This is a genomic window from Chelatococcus composti, from assembly GCF_014201415.1.
GTDB classification, from domain to species: Bacteria; Pseudomonadota; Alphaproteobacteria; order Rhizobiales; family Beijerinckiaceae; genus Chelatococcus_A; species Chelatococcus_A composti.
Genome location: NZ_JACHEH010000006.1, coordinates 15,207 through 34,341 on the forward strand (window position 1 = coordinate 15,207; position 19,135 = coordinate 34,341).

A 19,135-nucleotide genomic window follows, 5' to 3' on the forward strand; every position below is an offset into this window, starting at 1 on the left:
GCAGGCCGTCCGCCAGCCGGCGGACAGCCTGCACAGCCACATTCTCTACTCGCCTGCCGCGGCCTTTTTCGCCGCCTTGCCTGCGCTTTTCTTTGCCGGCTTCTCTGCCGTTGTGTTGCCGGCCTCCTTCTTGGCGGCTGTCTTTTTGGCAGCGGTCTTCTTGCCGCTGCCGGAGGCGCGCTTGGCGCGGATGAGGGCGATGGCCTCCTCCAGCGTCAGGGCGTCCTTTTCCATGGTCTTGGGCAGGGTGGCATTGGTCGTGCCGTCGGTGACGTAGGGCCCATAGCGTCCGGCCTTGACGCTGAGCTGCTTGCCCGTCTCCGGCTCCTCGCCGAGAACCCGGCCCGGATCGGCCGCGCCGCCGCGGCGTCCGCCGCCCTGCTCCTTGGTGATGATGAGGTCGATGGCCCGGTTGGCGCCGATGTCGAGCACATCATCGTCCTTGCCGAGATTGGCATAGGTCTTCTCGTGCTGGACATAGGGGCCGAAGCGGCCGATGCCGACGAGAATCGGCTTGCCTGTCTCCGGATGTTTCGCCACCTCGCGCGGCAGCGACAGCAGCTTCAGCGCCTTCTCGAGATCGACGAGATCCGGCGAAAGACCCTTGGGCAGCGTCTGGCGCTTGGGCTTGTCTCCGTCCCCGAGCTGCACGTAGGGGCCGAAGCGGCCGTCGCGCAGGGTCACGTCGAGCCCCGTCTCGGGATCCTGGCCGAGGACGCGCGGGCCACTGTCGGCGCCGGCATTCGCCTCATCGCCGCTCGCGGTGAGCTGGCGCGTATAGCGGCACTCGGGATAGTTGGAACAGCCGATGAAGGCGCCGAACTTGCCGAGCTTCAGCGACAGCTGCCCGGTGCCGCAGCTCGGGCAGGCGCGCGGATCGCTGCCGTCAGCCTTCTTGGGGAAGATGTGCGGCCCGAGCTCCTCGTTGAGGGCGTCGAGCACCTCGCTCATGCGCAGGCTCTTCGTCTCCTCGATGGCGGCGATGAAATCGCGCCAGAAGTCGCGCAGCACCGCCTTCCAGTCGATCTCGTTGTTGGAGATGCGATCGAGCTGTTCCTCGAGGTCGGCCGTGAAGTCGTATTCGACATAGCGGCGGAAGAAGCTCTCGAGGAAGGCCGTGACGATGCGGCCCTTGTCCTCGGGCACGAGGCGCTTCTTGTCGATGGCGACATAGCCGCGCTCCTTCAGCACGGCGAGCACGGCCGCATAGGTGGAGGGCCGGCCGATGCCGAGCTCTTCCATGCGCTTGACGAGGCTCGCCTCGGTGTAGCGCGGCGGCGGCTCGGTGAAGTGCTGCGTGGCGCGGATCTCGCGCTTTTCCAGAACGTCGCCCGCCTTCATGGGCGGCAGGCGCCGGTTTTCCTCGTCCTCCTCGTCGTCGCGCCCTTCCTGATAGAGCTTCAGGAAGCCGTCGAAGGTCACGACCTGGCCCGTGGCGCGCAGCTCGAGCACGCGGTCGCCGGCCCTGGCCTCGATATCAACCGTGGTACGCTCGAAGATGGCTGATTCCATCTGGCTCGCCACGGTACGCGTCCAGATGAGCTCGTAGAGGCGTGCCTGGTCCGGGTCGAGATAGCGCGCCACCATCGCCGGCAGGCGGCCGAGATCGGTGGGGCGCACCGCCTCGTGTGCCTCCTGCGCGTTCTTGGCCTTGGTCGTGTACTTGCGCGGCGCGCTCGGCACATAGGCGTCGCCGAACTCCTTGGCGATGACCCGGCGTGCGCCGGCGATCGCCTCCGGCGCCATGTCGACACCGTCGGTACGCATATAGGTAATAAGGCCAACCAGCTCGCCTCCGATCTCGACACCCTCATAGAGGCGCTGGGCGATCTGCATCGTGCGGGCCGGGGCGAAGCCCAGCTTGCGCGAGGCCTCCTGCTGAAGGGTGGAGGTCGTGAACGGCGGCTGCGGATGGCGCTTGGCGGGCTTGGCCTCGACGGCGGTGACGCGGAACGCGGCCGTCTCGAGCGCCTTTCTGAACGCCTCCGCCTCCTCGCCGTTGCCGATGTCGAGACGAGCGATCTTCTTGCCGTCGGCACCGACGAGGCGGGCCTCGAACGTGGCTCCCTCCCCCGTGGCGAGCAGGGCGACGAGCGACCAGTACTCGCGCGGTACGAAGGTCTCGATCTCTCGCTCGCGGTCGCAGACGAGGCGCAGCGCCACCGACTGCACGCGCCCGGCAGAGCGGGCGCCGGGCAGCTTGCGCCACAGCACCGGCGAAAGGTTGAAGCCGACGAGATAGTCGAGCGCGCGGCGTGCGAGATAGGCATCGACCAGAGCCTGGTCGATCTGCCGCGGCTGGCGCATCGCCTCCAGCACCGCGTCCTTGGTGATGGCGTTGAAGGTGACGCGCTCCACGGGCACGCCCTTCAGCGCCTTCTTCTGGTTCAGCGTCTCGACAACGTGCCAGGAGATCGCCTCGCCCTCGCGATCCGGGTCGGTGGCGAGAATGAGCTTGTCCGCCCCCTTCACCGCCCTGGCGATGTCGGCAACGCGCTTGGAGCCGCGATCCTCCAGCTCCCAGACCATGGCGAAGTCCGCATCGGGATCGACCGAGCCATCCCTGGCCGGCAGATCGCGGATGTGGCCGAACGACGCCAGAACCTCATAGTCCTTGCCGAGGTACTTGTTGATCGTCTTCGCCTTGGCGGGAGATTCGACGACAACGACTTTCATCGAGTGTTCCTCGGCGAGCCTTCGGGAAAAGTGCGGACGGCCGGCACAAACACGACCGGCGGGCGGACTAGTTGAGTGAAAGGGGGCGCGAAGTCAAATGGCAAGGCACCGGCGGCGATGCAAGGGGCGCCCGGCGCCGGCCGAGCGGGGCGCCGGAAGAGGCCTTTTTCGGGCCTTTTCTCGCCGTGCCCTTATCGACAAGGGCGCCTGCCTCGTGTATAGGGCGCCACCAACTTAAAACAGCGCGCCGAAACGCTCGTGTCCGCGGGAACCTTCCTCCGGGCATGCCGGCAGGAGTGATCGACATGAACATCATCGAAGAGATCAACAAGGAACAGATCGCCAAGCTCACGGCGTCCAAGGAAATTCCGGACTTCGGACCCGGCGACACGGTGCAGGTCAACGTGCGCGTCAAGGAAGGCGAGCGCAGCCGCGTGCAGGCCTACGAGGGCGTGTGCATCGCCCGCAACGGCGGCGGCATCAACGAGAGCTTCACCGTCCGCAAGATCTCCTACGGTGAGGGTGTCGAGCGCGTGTTCCCGCTCTACTCGCCGCTCGTGGAGTCGATCAAGGTCGTGCGCCGCGGCAAGGTGCGCCGCGCCAAGCTCTATTACCTGCGTGATCGCCGCGGCAAGTCGGCCCGTATCACCGAGCGCAGCGAGCGCCGCACGGAGAGCGACGGCGAGTGATCTCCCCACGCACGGCCGGCGGCTGTCGCCGGCCCCTGGACGATGGAAGCGCGGCCTCTCGCCGCGCTTTTTCGTTTGTCGGGCCCTCTCCGGCACAGCACGCGCGGGAGCCATGCATTGCCGTGCCGCCGCGCGCGTTGTCGCTGCCGTTTTGATCTGTTAAAAACGGCGCGACATGATGAAGCGCGGGCAACCGATATGCCGGCCCGACGTGACGGCTTGCCGTCTGACGTCCCAGCCGCTGCCGACGACGCAGGAATTTGCGGCGCTGCACGATCATGCCCGCCTGCCATGGCGCTTCTTCGCGCGCCTTCTGGCCTGCACCATCGCCGACCTTCGCAGCGCCTGAGCCGGCGCCCTCCCGGACGCCCGCCAGGCATCGCGCCCCGCAAGGGGGGACGGCCGCAGGAGCGGCCCGTGACGCGGATCAACATGTCCCGGCCGGCGGCCCGGATGCGGGACTTAGGAAGCGACAAGTATTCCGATGGCAACTGCCATCACAGCATGAGAAGCCGAAACCCATGACAGCGCGCACCCTCTACGACAAGATCTGGGACGATCACGTCGTCGACACCCAGCCCGACGGCACCTGCCTGATCTATATCGACCGTCATCTCGTCCACGAGGTCACGTCCCCGCAGGCATTCGAGGGCCTGCGGGTCGCCGGCCGCAAGGTGCGCGCGCCGCACAAGACGCTCGCGGTCGTCGACCACAACGTGCCGACCACCGACCGCTCGCGGGGCATCGAGGATCCCGAGAGCGCGCTGCAGGTGGCGACGCTCGCCGACAACGCGCGCGACTTCGGCGTCGAGTATTACAACGAGCTCGACCGGCGCCAGGGCATCGTCCACGTCGTCGGCCCCGAGCAGGGTTTCACCCTGCCCGGCACGACCATCGTGTGCGGTGACAGCCACACCTCGACCCACGGCGCCTTTGGCGCCCTCGCCCACGGCATCGGCACCAGCGAGGTGGAGCATGTGCTCGCCACGCAGACGCTGATCCAGAAGAAGGCGAAGAACATGCTGGTCCAGGTCGACGGCGCCCTGCCGGAGGGTGTCACGGCGAAGGACATCATCCTCGCCATCATCGGCGAGATCGGCACCGCCGGCGGCACCGGCCACGTCATCGAATATGCGGGCGAGGCCATCCGCTCGCTGTCGATGGAAGGGCGCATGACCGTCTGCAACATGTCGATCGAGGGCGGCGCCCGCGCCGGCCTCGTGGCGCCGGACGAGAAGACCTACGCCTATCTCAAGGACAAGCCTAAGGCTCCGAAGGGCGCGGCCTGGGATGAGGCCGTGCGCTTCTGGGACACGCTGCGCACCGACGAGGGCGCGCATTTCGACAAGGTCGTCCGCCTCGACGCGGCCAACCTGCCGCCCATCGTCACCTGGGGCACGAGCCCGGAGGACGTCGTCTCCGTGAATGGCGTGGTGCCGAACCCGGACGACATCGAGGACGAGACGAAGCGCCAGTCGAAGTGGCGGGCGCTGGAGTACATGGGCCTCAAGCCGGGCACGAAGATCACCGACATCGGCATCGACCGGGTCTTCATCGGCTCCTGCACCAACGGGCGTATCGAGGATCTGCGCGAGGTGGCGCGCATCGTCGCCGGCAAGACGGTCCATCCCAACGTCAACGCCATGATCGTGCCGGGGTCCGGCCTCGTGAAGATGCAGGCCGAGGCCGAAGGTCTCGACAAGATCTTCAAGGCCGCTGGCTTCGACTGGCGCGAGCCCGGCTGCTCCATGTGCCTCGCCATGAATGCCGACAAGCTGAAGCCCGGCGAGCGCTGCGCCTCCACCTCGAACCGCAACTTCGAGGGGCGCCAGGGCTTCCGGGGCCGCACGCATCTCGTCTCCCCGGCCATGGCGGCGGCGGCGGCGATCGCGGGCCATTTCGTGGACGTGCGCACCTTCGGCTGAGCCGGGCGCGCCAATGCACGGCGGGCGTGGGCCGGCCCTCACGGACCGGCCCCGCGCGAAGCGGCCCCCGCCGTCAGTAGCGGCAGACCGGGCGCCAGCGCACCACCCGGCCGTGGCCGGGGATGAAGCGCGCCTGCTTCACCCAGTGGCAACGGTGGAAATAGGGACCGCCGTAGATGGGATGGGCGTACCATCCGGCGCTCCACACGCGGTGGTGATGATGGTGATGGTGGTGTCCGTGGGGCCTGCCGTGGCGGGCCTCGGCACTGCCGGCACCGAGGGCCGCGGCGCCGAGCCCGGCGAGGAGAGCGAGGGCCAGCAGGCCGGCCTTATGGCTGACACGGGGGAGGCGACGCTGCATCGAGGACTGGGTCATGGGTTCGGTCTCCTGAAGGCTAGTCGGTCGTTCCCTTTGCGCGCCCCGAGAGGCGAACGCGGGACAATCATGGCCGGGACCGCACGCCGTCGCTGTGCTGCGCAGCACACGCGACGCGGGTGGAACTGAAGGGAGGCGCCGGGTGGTCGCGATGAAGGGTGGTGACGAGGAGCGGCAGCGTGAAGCGCGCGAAGCCCTGGAGCGGGTGGAGCGGGACAGCGAGACGTTCGCCTCCTCCTCCCTCGGCCGTGCGGCGCGCCGCCTCGGCGACCACTTCTCCGGCCGCGACGCGGACCATCCGGAGGACGACCGCATCGAGGTCTGGGGCAAGCGCATCGGCCGCGCCCTCGGCCTCGTGCTCCTCGTCTATCTTCTCTATGCACTGATGCAGCAACTGGCGCACTGACCCATGGAAGCGCAGACCATGAGCACGAGCCGGGACACGGACCGCCTGCACGACCTGATGGCGCCCAGCATCGAGGCTTTCGAGGACCTCGCCCAGGCCGCCTTCGACACACTGCCGAAGGAGTTCCGCCGCCTGTGCGAGGGGGTTGTCATCCGTGTGGAGGACTTCCCGGACGAAGAGACGATGCAGGAGATGGGCTGCGAGAGCCCCTTCGACCTGCTCGGCCTCTTCCGCGGCTACGGCCTCGCCCAGCAGGGCGCGGTGCCGATGTCGGGGCAAATGCCCAACATGGTCTTCCTCTATCGCCGCCCGATCCTCGACTACTGGGCCGAGCACGAGGAGACGCTGGGCGCGATCGTCACGCATGTCCTCGTGCACGAGATCGGCCACCACTTCGGCCTCTCGGACGAGGACATGGAAGCAATCGAGGCCGCGGCGGGATGACCGGCGCGGCCGCCGGCTGCGCTAGGCGCACTATGCCGGCTTTGGTATGACACTGGGCAACACGGTCGCCGCGGCGGCCACAGACGGACGGAAGAGCGAAAGATGGAGAAATTCACCACCCTGACGGGCGTCGCCGCACCGCTCGAGATCGTCAATGTCGACACCGACATGATCATCCCGAAGCAGTATCTGAAGACCATCAAGCGCACCGGCCTCGGCAAGGGCCTCTTTGCCGAGATGCGCTACAACGAGGATGGCTCGGAGAACCCGGACTTCGTCCTCAACAAGCCGGCCTACCGCAACGCGAAGATCCTCGTGGCGGGCGACAACTTCGGCTGCGGCTCCTCGCGCGAGCATGCACCGTGGGCCCTGCTCGACTTCGGCATCCGCTGCGTGATCTCCACGTCCTTCGCCGACATCTTCTACAACAACTGCTTCAAGAACGGCATCCTGCCGATCAAGGTCTCGCCGGAAGACCTCGAGAAGCTGATGGACGACGCGCGCCGCGGCGCCAACGCGACGCTGACGATCGACCTCGAGGCGCAGGAGATCCGCGGGCCCGACGGCGGCAAGATCACCTTCGACATCGACCCCTTCCGCAAGCATTGCCTGCTGAACGGGCTCGACGACATCGGCCTCACCATGGAGAAGGCTCCGCGCATCGAGGCCTACGAGGCGAAGGCCGCCACGACGCGTCCTTGGCTCTGAGCGGAACCGGGCGCGGCCAGCCGCAGTGACGTCGTCGCGCCCCTCCCTCTGCCTGACCGCTCCCGATGGCGGGGCGGGAAACGGCGCGCAGTGCGGGTTGTCTGCGCTGCCTCGAACCACCGCCCGCAGTCCGACCAGGAGGCATCAGATGACGCGGCGTCTCATCTCCACCGGCTCGCCTTTCGAGAGGGCCTACGGCTATTCGCGCGCCGTGGTCGACGGCCCCTTCGCCTTCGTCGCCGGCACGACCGGCTACGACTACGCGACGATGACGATGCCGGAGGATGCAGCCGCGCAGGCCCGCAACTGCTGGGCAACCATCGCACGCACCCTGGAGGAGGCCGGCTTCTCCCTGGCCGACGTCGTGCGCGCCACCTACTACGTCACCGATGCCGCCCATGCGGAGCCCGTGCTCACTGTCTGCGGCGAGATGCTGGCCGAGGTGCGCCCGGCGGCAACCATCATCGTTGTCGCCGGCCTGCTGAAGCCGGAGATGAAGGTCGAGATCGAGGTGACGGCGCTGCGGCGCCAGGCCTGACACCAAGCGGAGTTGCCCTGCAGTGGCCAAAGCCATCCACACCATGATCCGCGTGCTCGACGAGGCACGCTCGCTCACCTTCTACGAGACCGCCTTCGGTCTGAAGGTTGCTGACCGCTTCGTCTTCGACGGCTTCACGCTCGTCTATCTGCGCAATGCCGAGGCCGACTTCGAGCTGGAGCTCACCATCAACCACGGCCGCAGCGAGCCTTATGCGCTCGGGGACGGCTACGGGCATCTCGCCTTCGCTGTCGACAATCTCGATGCCGAGCACAGCCGCTTGACGGCGGCCGGCCTGGCGCCGCAGCCGATCAAGGAGCTCACGCGCGACGGGGCGCGTCTGGCGCGCTTCTTCTTCGTGACCGATCCGGACGGCTACAAGATCGAGGTGCTCGAACGCCACGGCCGCTACCGCTGAAAGGCGGCGTGCGCCAGCCATGCGCCGCCGAGCCTTGCCAAACCCCTAACTGCGCAGCAAAACGCTGCGCGACAGTCTCATCCCGCGCAAACGAGGGCATTATGGCGTCCTACAATCTCCTTCTCCTTCCCGGTGACGGCATCGGCCCCGAGGTCATGGCCGAGGTGGAGAAGCTCGTCCGCTGGTTCACGAAAACTGGCATCGCCCGTTTCGAGACGGAGAAGGACCTTGTCGGCGGCTGCGCCTACGACGCGCACGGTGTCGCCATCACCGACGCGGCCATGGATCGCGCGCAGGCGGCGGACGCGGTGCTCTTCGGCGCCGTCGGCGGGCCGAAGTGGGACAAGGTGCCCTATGAGCACCGCCCCGAGGCGGGCCTCCTGCGCCTGCGCAAGGATCTCGGCCTCTTCGCCAACCTGCGCCCGGCGATCTGCTACCCGGCCCTCGCCGATGCCTCCTCGCTCAAGCGCGAGCTCGTCGAGGGGCTCGACATCGTCATCGTGCGCGAGCTCACCGGCGGCGTCTACTTCGGCGAGCCGAAGGAGATCGTGACGCTGGAAAACGGCGAGAAGCGCGCCGTCGACACGCAGCTCTACACCACCCACGAGATCGAGCGCATCGCCCGCGTGGCCTTCGAGCTCGCCAAGGTGCGCCGCAACAAGGTATCGTCCGCCGAGAAGCGCAACGTGATGCGCACCGGTGTGCTGTGGAACGAGGTCGTCACCCGCGTCCACAAGGAGGAATATCCGGACGTCGAGCTGGAGCACGTGCTGGCCGACAACTGCGGCATGCAGCTGGTGCGCAACCCCAAGCAGTATGACGTCATCGTCACCGACAACCTTTTCGGCGACATCCTGTCCGACGTGGCGGCCATGCTCACCGGCTCGCTCGGCATGCTGCCGTCGGCATCGCTCGGCGCCGAGGATCCGGCCACCGGCAAGCGCAAGGCGCTCTACGAGCCCGTGCATGGCTCGGCCCCCGACATCGCCGGCAAGGGGCTGGCCAACCCCATCGCCATGATCGGCTCCTTCGCCATGGCGCTGCGCTACTCCTTCGGCCTCGTGAAGGAAGCGGACATGCTGGAGAAGGCCATCGCCAACGTCCTCGACAGCGGCCTGCGCACGAAGGACATCGCCGGCCCCGGCGTCAATGCCGTCGGCACGGGCGAGGTGGGCGACGCCATCGTCAAGGAAATGGAGAAGCTCGCCGGCTGACGCCGCCGGGCCTCCCGCGGCAGGACGCCGCCGGCATGAGCCGGCGGCGCCGAAGCCGGAGCCGGGAGAGGAAGGGTGCAGACAGCGGCGGCGTTCGTCGTGGCGGCGCTGGCGGAGATCGCCGGCTGCTTCGCCTTCTGGGCCTGGATCAGGCTCGGCAAGTCCCCCTGGTGGCTGGTGCCGGGGCTTGCGTCTCTCGTCGTCTTCGCCTGTGCCCTGACCTTCGTCGAGACGGGCGCGGCCGGGCGCGCCTATGCCGCCTACGGCGGAATCTACATCGCCGTCTCGCTGCTCTGGCTGTGGGCCATCGAAGGGCTGCGACCGGATCGCTGGGACATCGCCGGCGCGGCGCTGTGCCTCGCCGGCGTCGGGATCATCATGGCGCCGCGCGCGGCCTGAGCCGGCGCCTGCGAGGCGCGGCTCAGCGCGGCGCCTGGAAGTCGACCGGGCCGAAGGGATTGCGCCCGCCACCGATGCGTGGCGGCAGGACGGACGAGCCGAACCGCTCCTGCACATTGGCGTAGACGGGCGAGGAATAGCTCTGCCCGGCGAGTACATAGTTCGACATCGACCCGACAGGAACGACCTTGCCGGGGTCGAGATAGCTGCGCGGCGTCACCGTGATGGTGCGCACACGGCTCTGCGCCTGGGCCACGCCTGCCACGGCCAGACAGGACGCTGCCATGGCAGCGGCCGACAGGATGATGGTGAGATGACGCATGGTGCTGACCCTCGCTTGCCGCATCGGCCATGCCATAACCCAAATACCATAACGCCTGGTGAAGGGCGCCGCTGCCGCCCGCGCGCTCAACTCGCCGTGACGACCGTTTAGCTGCGCCCGAAGGAGGCCGGCCGGGCCGGTGGCAGCGGCACGGCAACCGAGGTCGCGAACAGCTCCGCAATGCCCTCCGGGGCCAGCGCCTTCTCCGCCACCTGCGGACCGGCTCCACAGGGCGCGGCCGGTCGCGCCGCATGGAACAGGGCCTTCAGGTTCCGATCGCCCAGCGCCGCGGTCGGCTGGAGGCCGTCGACGACACAGCGCAGGCTTGTGTCGGCATGCGGCCTGTCGTCGGCCCCGCAGACCCAGCCGCTGAGGCGCAGTGCCGGCTCCTCGTTGAGCAGGCGGAAGACGGAGCAGCTGCGAACCACACCCTGGCCGGCGAGCTGCGCATCGGCCACCTCCATGGTGCCGAGTTTCGTCGCAACGCCGCGCGGCACTGACGTACGCGAGACGACGAGCCCGGCCTCCGAGGCGGCGCGCACCACATGAACGAAGAATGTGGACGGCGGGCCCGCTTCTCCGCCCGGCCGATAGACCGACAGGCGCAGGTGCGGACCCGGCATCGTGAAATGCCCGACGCTGATGACGTCCTCCTGCCCGCCGAGGCCGTGATGCTGGGCCTCGTAGGTCTGCTCGCCGTCGCCGAAGCCGGCACCAATGCCGGTGGATGCAAGCGAGAACACGGGTACCGGCTCGGTCACCCGGATCCAGATGGGCCGCGCCACGGCGGCATCGAGGCCGGGCGTCGCCGGCACCACGGCCTGCTCCGCGAGTGTGGGCTCCGCATGCGCCGGACCTGCGCCAGCCTCCTGAGGCTCCCGGGCGGCGAGAAGATACGCGCCGCCGGCAACGACGACAACGAGCAGTCCCGACAGGAAGGTGCGCTTCAGCCGCGCTGCGGCGTTGCGCCGTCGGCGCGGGCGCACACCTTCCAGCGCCTCGTAGAGGTCCAGGTCCTCATAGAGCCTGTCGTCCGGCGACAGCTGCGGCGGGCCGGCCGCCCGGCCTTGGTGATATCGCGTCATGGACACGCTCCCTGCCCTTCTGTTGTCGAAGGTTTCTGGTCTTGAAGGCGAGGTTCCCGCCATTTGCCTGACCATCCGTTACCGGGCCGGCGCTATCTGGCGGCAGAGTCAACGTCCGGTTTCCTGCCCCGGCGCGGCGGTAACGTTAACGGGGCTGTCGGGACGGCGCGCCGCATCACGTCGAACTTGACAGAACCCTTGCGCCGTGATGCAGAGATGATGCGGCCTGCGCTCATTCGGCCGCGACTGGAACCGACGGACTTTCCATGGCTTCGCCGCTCGCGCTCATCACGCCGACGAAAACGAAAGCCACGCTGACGGCCAAAACGGCCGGCTGACTGTCCGCTCGTCCCCCCGGTCCTCTCCCCACGGGGCGAGAGGAGGCGCCCGAGACGGCGCAAGACGCCCAAGGGGGGAGATGCGAAAAGTTCGAGGAGACAACGTGATGGGTTTCAAGGTCGCTGTCGTCGGCGCCACGGGCAACGTGGGCCGGGAGATGCTGGACATCCTGGCGGAGCGCGCCTTTCCGGCCGACGAGGTCGTGGCGCTCGCCTCGCGCCGCAGCCTCGGCCAGGAGGTTTCCTACGGCGACAAGAAGCTGAAGGTGAAGGACCTCGCGACCTTCGACTTCTCCGACATCGACATCTGCCTGATGTCGGCCGGCGGTGACGTGGCGCGCGAGTGGGCACCGAAGATCGGGGCCCAGGGTGCCGTGGTCATCGACAACTCCTCGGCCTTCCGCTACGACGCCGACGTGCCGCTGATCGTGCCCGAGGTGAATGCCGACGCCGTCGCGGGCTTTTCCAAGCGCAACATCATCGCCAACCCCAACTGCTCGACCGCGCAGCTCGTCGTGGCCCTGAAGCCGCTGCACGATGCGGCGACCATCAAGCGTGTCGTCGTGGCGACCTATCAGTCCGTCTCCGGCGCCGGCAAGGAGGGCATGGACGAGCTCTTCGACCAGACGCGCGCCATCTTCTCGGCCGGTGAGGTCAAGCAGAAGAAGTTCACCAAGCGCATCGCCTTCAACCTCATCCCCCATATCGACGTGTTCATGGAGGACGGGTACACGAAGGAAGAGTGGAAGATGACGGTCGAGACCAAGAAGATTCTCGACCCGAAGATCAAGCTCACGGCCACCTGCGTGCGCGTGCCGGTATTCATCAGCCACTCCGAGGCCGTCAACATCGAGTTCGAGAAGCCGATCACCGCCGACGAGGCGCGCGAGATTCTGCGCTCGGCCCCCGGCTGCCTCGTCATCGACAAGCGCGAGCCCGGCGGCTACATCACGCCCCACGAGGCGGCGGGCGAGGACGCCACCTACATCAGCCGCATCCGCGAGGACGCCACGGTTGAGAACGGCCTCGCCATGTGGATCGTCTCCGACAACCTGCGCAAGGGCGCGGCCCTCAACGCGGTGCAGATCGCCGAGTGCCTGGTCAACCGCAAGCTGATCACGGCCAAGAAGCAGGCCGCCTGACAACCTCTTGAGGAAGGCGACCGGCGGCCCCGTATGCTTGGCCGCCGGTTGCTGCCTTCAGGTGCAGCCGATTGCCGACACCCGGCCCGGCAGATCCGCGATCACCGGGGTGAAGACGCCGCTGTCAGGGTCGCGCACGAACAGATGGCCGGTGGCGACGCCGAAGAAGGCGCCGTGCAGCGCCAGCCGCCCCTTCTCCACAAGGATGCGCACGCAGGGGAAGGTCATGAGGTTGGCAAGGCTGTTCTCGATGGCCGCAAACTCCAGCTTGCGCAGGTAGTCCTGCTCGGCCTCGCCGTCCGGGCGCGGGCCGAGACGCTCCGCCGCCGGGGCGACAAGCTCCATCCATTTGCCGATGAAATCACCGGGCGAGAGCGGCTCGGTCTCGCCGGCGAAGGCGCGGATGCCGCCGCAATGGGCATGGCCCAGCACGACGATGTGCTTCACCTTGAGCGCCTGGACGGCGAACTCCAGCGCCGCGCTGGTGCCGTGGTGCGAAACGTTGTCGGGCTCGTAGGGCGGCACGAGATTGGCCACGTTGCGCACGACGAACATCTCGCCCGGCGCGGCATCGAAGATGACCTCGGGCGAGACGCGCGAGTCACAGCAGCCGATGATCATGATCTCGGGCCTCTGGCCCTTCTCGGCCAGCTGCTCGTAGCGGCCGCGCTCGCGCGGCAGGCGCTCCCGCACGAAGGAGGTGTAGCCGTCCGTCAGCCGTTGCGGGAAGGGAACGCCCGCCATCGGTCCGTCCTCCCTCACGCGGCTAGAGCCGCGAGCGCGGCAAGATCGACGTTGCCGCCGCAGGCGAGGACGCCGACCCGCTCGCCAGGCGCCGGCACATAGGCACCAGCGACGAGGGCGGCCAGCGCCGTCGCCCCGCCCGGCTCCGCCGCGATCCTGAGCCCCCGCCACAGCCGGCGCTGCGCCTCGACGATGGCCTCGTCGGGCACGAGCACGACGCGCTCGACCGCCCGGGCGCAGATGCCGTGAACAAGCGGCCCGACATTGCGGGCGCCGAGCGAGTCGGCCGCCACCGATTCGACCGGCACATCGACGGGCGCGCCGGCCGCGAGCGCCGCGTGCAGGGCGCAGGAGCCCTCCGGCTCCACCCCGACGACCCGGACCTTGCTGCCATACCACCAGGAGGCGATGCCGGAGATGAGCCCGCCACCGCCAACCGCGACGAGAACGGTGTCGAGGTCCGGCACCTGCTCCTCCCACTCGCGGCCTACGGTGCCCTGGCCAGCGATGGTCTCGACGGCGGAAAAGGGGTGGATGCGCAGCGCGCCGCTGTCGGCGACGTAACGGTCGCAGGCTTCCTGCGCGTCCGCGTAGCGTGCGCCGCCGATGACGATGTCGGCGTCGAAGGCGCGGATCGCCGCGATCTTGGGGGCGCTCGAGATCTCGGGCACGAAGATGCGCGCCTTCACACCCAGTTTCATCGCAGCATAGGCAACCGCGGCGCCATGGTTGCCACCCGACGCGGCCGCGACGCCGGCCGCCGGCACCGGCAGGGACAGGAGCGTGTTGAAGGCGCCGCGCGGCTTGAAGGAACCGGCGTGCTGGAAAAGCTCCAGCTTGATGTGGACCGGGATGTCGAGCCCCAGGTCGCCGGCCCCGAGGTCGATGACCGGGGTGCGGCGGATGTGCGGGCGGATGCGCTCGTGGGCTGCTTCGATCGCCGCGCGCGAGAGGGGGCCGTCAGCCGGGATGCCGTGCATGGATGTCTCCTCGCTGTCCGCACGGACCATAGCCGCGGCGGACGGCGCGTCCAACCCTCTGCGAATTGTCTTATGTCCAGATGGCGACTGGTAAATTCTCTCCATCGCGGCCCGGCGGATCGGGAAAGCTGCGGGCTTCGCCCCGCGCGATCCGCAGCGCGACGGTGAGCGTGGCGAGCGCATCGAGCACGTCGTCCGGCCCCGCGCCGGGCGGCGGTGGGCGGAAGGCTCCGTCGCCGAAGCCCGCGGCCCGCAGCAGGCCCTCGCGCCGGGCAGGGCCCTCGGGCCAGGGCCGGCCCTTCACCTTCTTCGGCCGGTCGAGCGCCCGCTCCCCATTGAGGCGCCAGAAGGCGACCTCGGGATGCGCCTCGAACACGCGGCCCGCGAGATCCGGCCGGCCGCGCAGGAGCGCATCGAGCTCCCGGATCTTCGGAAAGAGGCAGAAGCACTGCTTCGACACCCGCCGCGGCGGGTCGGACGTCGCGAGGGCGGCGGCGCAGGCGGCGCTATAGTCGCCCGCATAGACGGCTGCGCGCGACGGAACGGAAAAGACACTCGACTGGCGCTCGCCAAGCAGCGGCCGCACCAGGGATTCCGGGCCGCGCCCACCGTGACCGACGCGGTCGGGCAGGCCGATCGGCATGTCGACGGCGACGACGGCCGGCGCCTCGGGAAGGGCGAAGAGATCGGCGAAACGCGGCACCACGAGCAGGCGCGGCGCAGAGGGGCCGGCGGCCGGCGCCAGCGCCGCGACCCAGCCGGCCGGACAACCGTCGACCCCTGCCAGCCACATGGCCCCTACCCCATGCCGCAGTCCCCGGATGCTTTCTCCTTTCGCATGACTAGCGCACCGGCGTCGAGGCGTTATGCTGCACCGCCGAAAGGAGACACCTGCCCATGACAGAGATCCGTCCCCGCCGCAGCGCACTCTACATGCCCGGCTCTAACGCCCGCGCCCTCGAGAAGGCGCGCAGCCTGCCGGCCGACGTGGTCATTCTCGATCTCGAGGATGCCGTGGCGCCGGATGCGAAGGAGACGGCGCGGGCCCAGGTGGCGGCGGCCGTCTCGGCCGGGGGCTTCGGACCGCGCGAGGTCGTCGTGCGTATCAACGGGCTGGACACGCCCTGGGGGGACGAGGACCTTTCCGCCGCCATCGCCTGCGTGCCCGATGCCATCCTCCTGCCGAAGGTGTCGACGCCGGACGTGCTCGCCACGGTGGCTCGGCGGCTGGCGACGGCCGGTGCACCGCACAAGGTCCGCATCTGGGCGATGGTGGAGACGCCGCTCGCCATCCTGAACATCACGCAGATCGCCGCTGCAGCCGCCGACCAGTCGACGCGCCTCGAATGTTTCGTGATGGGCACCAACGATCTCGCCAAGGAGACGGGGGCGCGGCTGGTGCCGGGCCGGGCGCCGATGCTGCCGTGGCTCGCCACCAGCCTCCTGGCCGCCCGCGCGCATGGCCTCACGATCCTCGACGGGGTCTTCAACAATCTGTCCGATACAGAGGGCTTCGCCGCCGAATGCGCGGCGGCACGCGACATGGGCTTCGACGGCAAGACGCTGATCCACCCCAACCAGATTGCGGCGGCGAACGCCGCCTTCGCGCCCGACGCGGCGGAGGTGGAGCGCGCCCGCGCCATCATCGCAGCCTTCGACGCACCGGAGAATGCCGGCAAGGGCGCCATCAACCTCGACGGACGCATGGTGGAGCGCCTTCATGCGGAGATGGCCCGGCGCACGGTGCGCCTTGCCGAGGCGATCGCGGCGCGGCAGTGACGGGACGGCCCTGCCTACCGCCGGCGCAGCAGGAACACGCCGCTCTCGCCGAACAGGTTCCACACCCACCACGGCACGTTGACGCGCACGGGCTCGCCGCCAGCGTTGAGTGCCACGGCGCGCTCCATCTGCGCCCCCACCTCGTCGCACAGGGCCACGAAGTCGCGGATGGTGCAGAAGTGGATGTTGGGCGTGTCGTACCAGGAATAGGGCAGCTTCTCCGTCACCGGCATGCGGCCCTTGAGGCCGAGCTCCAGGCGGATGCGCCAGTGCCCGAAATTGGGGAAGGAGACGATGGCCCGGCGGCCGATGCGCAGCATGTGCTCCAGCACCTGCCGCGGCTGGCGCGTCGCCTGGATGGTCTGGGACAGGATGACGTAGTCGAAGGAATCGTCCGGATAGTCGGCGAGATCCGTGTCGGCGTCCCCCTGGATGACGGAGAGGCCACGCGCCACGCACTGGCTGACGCCCTCTCGCGAGATCTCGATGCCGCGCCCGTCGACGCGGCGCTCGCGCTCCAGGAGCGCAAGCAGCGCGCCGTCGCCGCAACCGACATCGAGCACGCGCGCACCGGGCTCGACCATCTCGGCAACGAGCCGGTGGTCGGGTCGTACCGGCTGCTGCTCCGCAAAGGCGGTGGTGGCATCCATGGTCACAGGCCCCGGGCACGCGCCGCGGCGGCAAGGAAGCCGCCGGTCGTGGCGAAGAGTTCCGGCTCGTCGAGCAGGAAGGCGTCATGTCCCTTGTCGCTCTCGATCTCGACGAAGCTGACAGACGCGCCCGCCGCGTTGAGCGCGTGGACGATCGCCCGCGAGCCGGAGGTGGGAAACAGCCAGTCCGACGTGAAGGAGGCGACGCAGAACCGCGTCTTTGTGCCACGAAAGGCGTTGGCCAGCACGCCGCCGTGGTCGGCGGCGAGGTCGAAGTAGTCCATCGCCCGCGTCACGTAGAGGTAGCTGTTGGCGTCGAAACGCTCGACGAAGGCCTCGCCCTGGTAGCGCAAGTAGCTCTCCACCTGGAAATCGGCGTCGAAGGAGAAGGTCGGGGCATCCCTGTCCTGCAGGCGCCGGCCGAACTTGCGGTGCAGGGCCTTCTCCGAGAGATAGGTGATGTGCGCGCCCATGCGGGCGACGGCGAGGCCCTTGGCCGGCTTGACGCCCTCCTCCAGATAGCGGCCGTTGCGCCAGTCGGGATCGGCCATCACCGCCTGGCGGCCGACCTCGTGGAAGGCGATGTTCTGGGCCGAGTGGATGGCGGCGGTAGCGATGGGGATGGCGGCGAAGACGCGCTCCGGATAGCTCGCCGCCCATTGCAGCACCTGCATGCCGCCCATGGAGCCGCCAACGACGCAGAAAAGGGTCTCGATGCCGAGGTGATCGAGCAGCATCGCCTGGGCGCGGACCATGTCGCGGATGGTGACGACCGGGAAGTCGAGCCCCCAGGGCTTGCCCGTCGCCGGGTTCAGGGAGGCTGGCCCCGTCGTGCCCATGCAGCCGCCGACGACGTTGGAGCAGATGACGAAGAAACGGTTGGTGTCGATGGGACGGCCGGGCCCGACCATCGTCTCCCACCAGCCCGGCTTGCCGGTGACGGGATGCGGGTTGGCGACGTGCTGGTCGCCCGTCAGCGCGTGGCAGACGAGCACCGCGTTGGAGCGCGCGGCATTAAGTTCACCGTAGGTCTGATAGGCGATCTGCCAGGGGGCCAGACGCGCACCGCAGTCCATGACGAGCGGCTTGTCGGGCCCGAAACGGGCTACAAGGCTAGCCGGCTCGTCCACCTGCGAAGCTCCCGGCTGCCTTGCGACTGCACCTTGGACCATCGCTCACCCGCAACGTTCCGGAGCCGTCCGACAATGCGGCATCCGTTCGTTTTACCGAACCTTTTTCCTAGTGAACGAAAGGCGCGCTCGTCAACCGCAAAGGCGGGCCGGGCGGCGTGAGGCGGCCATACCTTGAGGTCATGGTGCACCGACACCGATCTCTTTGCGTTCCGCCGCGCCGCGTTCTACAAGACCGGGCTTGCCGGCGGGCGTGGCCGGCACCTCACGCGGATCGGAGCTCATGTCGGAGACCCTGCCAAAAGTCGACCTCGCCACCCTGAGGCAGGAGATCGACCGGATCGACGAGGCGATGCACCGCCTGCTGATGGAGCGCGGCGAGATCATCGACCAGCTGATTGCAGTCAAGAAGACGCAGGAATCGGGTTCGGCCTTCCGCCCGGGGCGCGAAGCCGACATGATGCGCCGCCTGGCCGCCCGGCACAAAGGCATCCTGCCGCTCGACACGGCCGAGAGCATCCTGCGCGTCATCATCGCCACCTTCACCTACGTTCAGGCGCCCTACCGCGTGCATGCCGACATTTCGGGTGGCGATGCGCCGATGCGCGATTCCGCCCGTTTCCACTTCGGCTTCACCGTGCCCTACGTGCCGCACGCGAGCGCGGCCGAGGTCATTGCCGCCGTTGCCGCCTCCAAGGGCGATCTCGGCATCTTCCGCCCGGACCAGGGCACGGCCTCGGGCGCCTGGTGGGAACGGCTGGCCGCGCCGGAGGCACCGAAGGTCATCGCCCGCCTGCCCTTCATCAAGCGGCCCGACCATCCGGCGGCGACGCCGGTCTTTGTCGTGTCGAAGCCCGTGGCTGACGCTGCTGTGCGCGAGATCGTGCTGGTCTCGGCACGGGTGGAGCGATGGCGTGAGACCATCCCCGCCGCCATTTCCGCCCTCGGCGCCGAGGTGCTCGGCTCGGCAGGCACGCCCGGCGGCCTCTCCCTCCTTCTCTCCATTCCCGGCACGGTGACGCTCTCTGCCCTCGGGGAGGCGCTGACCGGCGCCGGCGCAGGGCGGGCGCATCTTGCCGAGATCGGCAGCCACGCCGCCCGCTTCGCCGTCCCCGAGGCCCAGCCGACGGGCGGCGACGCATCCACCTTCACCGTTCGATAGCGGAGCCCAT

The 19,135-nt window shown here is 68.7% G+C and carries 22 protein-coding genes; 13 read left to right on the top strand and 9 right to left on the bottom strand.

All coding sequences use genetic code 11. The features are described 5' to 3' along the window. Window positions 1-45: 45 nt before the first annotated feature. Complete coding sequence (gene topA / locus HNQ73_RS13310) at window positions 46-2,676, bottom strand: type I DNA topoisomerase (protein ID WP_183335379.1); 2,631 nt, start codon at window positions 2,674-2,676, stop codon at window positions 46-48. Between the two features lie 305 nt (window positions 2,677-2,981). Between topA and rplS the strand changes: the two genes are divergently transcribed. The 3 genes from rplS to leuC all read left to right on the top strand — a co-directional run bounded on the left by rplS (window position 2,982) and on the right by leuC (window position 5,290). After that, a complete protein-coding gene (gene rplS / locus HNQ73_RS13315) occupies window positions 2,982-3,365 on the top strand; it encodes a 50S ribosomal protein L19 (RefSeq protein ID WP_183335380.1) in 384 nt (127 codons plus the stop codon). 211 nt (window positions 3,366-3,576) lie between these two features. Continuing rightward, the gene (locus tag HNQ73_RS13320) at window positions 3,577-3,714 is read left to right on the top strand and encodes a hypothetical protein (protein ID WP_183335381.1); all 138 of its coding nucleotides are present in this window, start codon (window positions 3,577-3,579) and stop codon (window positions 3,712-3,714) included. A 172-nt stretch (window positions 3,715-3,886) separates the two neighbouring features. Next, window positions 3,887-5,290, top strand: a complete 1,404-nt coding sequence (gene leuC / locus HNQ73_RS13325) for a 3-isopropylmalate dehydratase large subunit (protein ID WP_183335382.1) — start codon at window positions 3,887-3,889, stop codon at window positions 5,288-5,290. Between the two features lie 73 nt (window positions 5,291-5,363). Here the strand turns inward: leuC and HNQ73_RS13330 are convergent, their stop codons facing one another. After that, the gene (locus HNQ73_RS13330; RefSeq protein ID WP_183335383.1) at window positions 5,364-5,666 is read right to left on the bottom strand and encodes a hypothetical protein; all 303 of its coding nucleotides are present in this window, start codon (window positions 5,664-5,666) and stop codon (window positions 5,364-5,366) included. A gap of 151 nt (window positions 5,667-5,817) precedes the next feature. Here HNQ73_RS13330 and HNQ73_RS13335 point away from each other — a divergent pair, with 151 nt between their 5' ends. The 7 genes from HNQ73_RS13335 (at window position 5,818) to HNQ73_RS13365 (ending at window position 9,793) form a co-directional block, all read left to right on the top strand. Beyond that, on the top strand, window positions 5,818-6,072 hold the full coding sequence (locus tag HNQ73_RS13335) for a hypothetical protein (protein ID WP_183335603.1): 255 nt from the start codon (window positions 5,818-5,820) through the stop codon (window positions 6,070-6,072). A gap of 18 nt (window positions 6,073-6,090) precedes the next feature. Then, window positions 6,091-6,516, top strand: coding sequence for a metallopeptidase family protein (locus HNQ73_RS13340; protein ID WP_183335384.1), 426 nt, complete (start codon window positions 6,091-6,093; stop codon window positions 6,514-6,516). 102 nt (window positions 6,517-6,618) lie between these two features. Then, a complete protein-coding gene (gene leuD / locus HNQ73_RS13345; protein ID WP_183335385.1) occupies window positions 6,619-7,224 on the top strand; it encodes a 3-isopropylmalate dehydratase small subunit in 606 nt (201 codons plus the stop codon). A gap of 148 nt (window positions 7,225-7,372) precedes the next feature. Continuing rightward, the gene (locus HNQ73_RS13350) at window positions 7,373-7,762 is read left to right on the top strand and encodes a RidA family protein (RefSeq protein WP_183335386.1); all 390 of its coding nucleotides are present in this window, start codon (window positions 7,373-7,375) and stop codon (window positions 7,760-7,762) included. 22 nt (window positions 7,763-7,784) lie between these two features. Continuing rightward, complete coding sequence (locus HNQ73_RS13355) at window positions 7,785-8,180, top strand: VOC family protein (protein WP_183335387.1); 396 nt, start codon at window positions 7,785-7,787, stop codon at window positions 8,178-8,180. 101 nt (window positions 8,181-8,281) lie between these two features. Then, on the top strand, window positions 8,282-9,394 hold the full coding sequence (gene leuB, locus HNQ73_RS13360) for a 3-isopropylmalate dehydrogenase (protein ID WP_183335388.1): 1,113 nt from the start codon (window positions 8,282-8,284) through the stop codon (window positions 9,392-9,394). 75 nt (window positions 9,395-9,469) lie between these two features. Beyond that, window positions 9,470-9,793, top strand: coding sequence for a YnfA family protein (locus HNQ73_RS13365; protein WP_183335389.1), 324 nt, complete (start codon window positions 9,470-9,472; stop codon window positions 9,791-9,793). Between the two features lie 22 nt (window positions 9,794-9,815). Here the strand turns inward: HNQ73_RS13365 and HNQ73_RS13370 are convergent, their stop codons facing one another. Then, window positions 9,816-10,115, bottom strand: coding sequence for a hypothetical protein (locus HNQ73_RS13370; protein WP_183335390.1), 300 nt, complete (start codon window positions 10,113-10,115; stop codon window positions 9,816-9,818). Window positions 10,116-10,222: 107 nt separating this feature from the next. Further along, the gene (locus HNQ73_RS13375; protein WP_183335391.1) at window positions 10,223-11,200 is read right to left on the bottom strand and encodes a hypothetical protein; all 978 of its coding nucleotides are present in this window, start codon (window positions 11,198-11,200) and stop codon (window positions 10,223-10,225) included. A gap of 445 nt (window positions 11,201-11,645) precedes the next feature. Here HNQ73_RS13375 and HNQ73_RS13380 point away from each other — a divergent pair, with 445 nt between their 5' ends. Next, window positions 11,646-12,680, top strand: coding sequence for an aspartate-semialdehyde dehydrogenase (locus HNQ73_RS13380; RefSeq protein ID WP_183335392.1), 1,035 nt, complete (start codon window positions 11,646-11,648; stop codon window positions 12,678-12,680). 57 nt (window positions 12,681-12,737) lie between these two features. On the opposite strand, the gene HNQ73_RS13385 is transcribed toward HNQ73_RS13380, so the two are convergent. The 3 genes from HNQ73_RS13385 to HNQ73_RS13395 all read right to left on the bottom strand — a co-directional run bounded on the left by HNQ73_RS13385 (window position 12,738) and on the right by HNQ73_RS13395 (window position 15,197). Continuing rightward, a complete protein-coding gene (locus HNQ73_RS13385; RefSeq protein WP_183335393.1) occupies window positions 12,738-13,424 on the bottom strand; it encodes a carbonic anhydrase in 687 nt (228 codons plus the stop codon). Window positions 13,425-13,438: 14 nt separating this feature from the next. Beyond that, window positions 13,439-14,404, bottom strand: coding sequence for a threonine/serine dehydratase (locus tag HNQ73_RS13390; protein WP_183335394.1), 966 nt, complete (start codon window positions 14,402-14,404; stop codon window positions 13,439-13,441). A 70-nt stretch (window positions 14,405-14,474) separates the two neighbouring features. Further along, window positions 14,475-15,197, bottom strand: a complete 723-nt coding sequence (locus HNQ73_RS13395; RefSeq protein WP_183335395.1) for a DUF429 domain-containing protein — start codon at window positions 15,195-15,197, stop codon at window positions 14,475-14,477. Window positions 15,198-15,301: 104 nt separating this feature from the next. Here HNQ73_RS13395 and HNQ73_RS13400 point away from each other — a divergent pair, with 104 nt between their 5' ends. Continuing rightward, complete coding sequence (locus tag HNQ73_RS13400; protein ID WP_183335396.1) at window positions 15,302-16,183, top strand: HpcH/HpaI aldolase/citrate lyase family protein; 882 nt, start codon at window positions 15,302-15,304, stop codon at window positions 16,181-16,183. A gap of 14 nt (window positions 16,184-16,197) precedes the next feature. Here HNQ73_RS13400 and metW read toward each other — a convergent pair whose 3' ends face one another. Continuing rightward, the gene (gene metW / locus HNQ73_RS13405; protein WP_183335397.1) at window positions 16,198-16,833 is read right to left on the bottom strand and encodes a methionine biosynthesis protein MetW; all 636 of its coding nucleotides are present in this window, start codon (window positions 16,831-16,833) and stop codon (window positions 16,198-16,200) included. A gap of 2 nt (window positions 16,834-16,835) precedes the next feature. Then, window positions 16,836-18,005: a homoserine O-acetyltransferase MetX gene (gene metX, locus HNQ73_RS13410; protein ID WP_183335398.1), complete on the bottom strand. Its 1,170-nt coding sequence runs from the start codon at window positions 18,003-18,005 to the stop codon at window positions 16,836-16,838. Between the two features lie 241 nt (window positions 18,006-18,246). Here metX and HNQ73_RS13415 point away from each other — a divergent pair, with 241 nt between their 5' ends. Continuing rightward, entirely contained in the window at window positions 18,247-19,125 is an 879-nt protein-coding gene (locus HNQ73_RS13415) for a chorismate mutase (RefSeq protein ID WP_183335399.1), read from the top strand. Window positions 19,126-19,135: the final 10 nt, after the last annotated feature.

Excerpts from the sequence above, each read along its gene's own strand:
- HNQ73_RS13400 (WP_183335396.1), top strand. The coding sequence starts at position 15,302 with ATGACAGAGATCCGTCCCCGCCGCAGCGCACTCTACATGCCCGGCTCT.
- HNQ73_RS13375 (WP_183335391.1), bottom strand. The coding sequence starts at position 11,200 with ATGACGCGATATCACCAAGGCCGGGCGGCCGGCCCGCCGCAGCTGTCG.
- leuB (WP_183335388.1), top strand. The coding sequence starts at position 8,282 with ATGGCGTCCTACAATCTCCTTCTCCTTCCCGGTGACGGCATCGGCCCC.
- HNQ73_RS13350 (WP_183335386.1), top strand. The coding sequence starts at position 7,373 with ATGACGCGGCGTCTCATCTCCACCGGCTCGCCTTTCGAGAGGGCCTAC.
- HNQ73_RS13385 (WP_183335393.1), bottom strand. The coding sequence starts at position 13,424 with ATGGCGGGCGTTCCCTTCCCGCAACGGCTGACGGACGGCTACACCTCC.
- HNQ73_RS13335 (WP_183335603.1), top strand. The coding sequence starts at position 5,818 with ATGAAGGGTGGTGACGAGGAGCGGCAGCGTGAAGCGCGCGAAGCCCTG.
- leuD (WP_183335385.1), top strand. The coding sequence starts at position 6,619 with ATGGAGAAATTCACCACCCTGACGGGCGTCGCCGCACCGCTCGAGATC.
- HNQ73_RS13390 (WP_183335394.1), bottom strand. The coding sequence starts at position 14,404 with ATGCACGGCATCCCGGCTGACGGCCCCCTCTCGCGCGCGGCGATCGAA.
- HNQ73_RS13370 (WP_183335390.1), bottom strand. The coding sequence starts at position 10,115 with ATGCGTCATCTCACCATCATCCTGTCGGCCGCTGCCATGGCAGCGTCC.
- HNQ73_RS13340 (WP_183335384.1), top strand. The coding sequence starts at position 6,091 with ATGAGCACGAGCCGGGACACGGACCGCCTGCACGACCTGATGGCGCCC.
- HNQ73_RS13395 (WP_183335395.1), bottom strand. The coding sequence starts at position 15,197 with ATGTGGCTGGCAGGGGTCGACGGTTGTCCGGCCGGCTGGGTCGCGGCG.
- leuC (WP_183335382.1), top strand. The coding sequence starts at position 3,887 with ATGACAGCGCGCACCCTCTACGACAAGATCTGGGACGATCACGTCGTC.
- HNQ73_RS13380 (WP_183335392.1), top strand. The coding sequence starts at position 11,646 with ATGGGTTTCAAGGTCGCTGTCGTCGGCGCCACGGGCAACGTGGGCCGG.
- rplS (WP_183335380.1), top strand. The coding sequence starts at position 2,982 with ATGAACATCATCGAAGAGATCAACAAGGAACAGATCGCCAAGCTCACG.
- HNQ73_RS13415 (WP_183335399.1), top strand. The coding sequence starts at position 18,247 with ATGTCGGAGACCCTGCCAAAAGTCGACCTCGCCACCCTGAGGCAGGAG.
- topA (WP_183335379.1), bottom strand. The coding sequence starts at position 2,676 with ATGAAAGTCGTTGTCGTCGAATCTCCCGCCAAGGCGAAGACGATCAAC.
- metX (WP_183335398.1), bottom strand. The coding sequence starts at position 18,005 with ATGGTCCAAGGTGCAGTCGCAAGGCAGCCGGGAGCTTCGCAGGTGGAC.
- metW (WP_183335397.1), bottom strand. The coding sequence starts at position 16,833 with ATGGATGCCACCACCGCCTTTGCGGAGCAGCAGCCGGTACGACCCGAC.
- HNQ73_RS13330 (WP_183335383.1), bottom strand. The coding sequence starts at position 5,666 with ATGACCCAGTCCTCGATGCAGCGTCGCCTCCCCCGTGTCAGCCATAAG.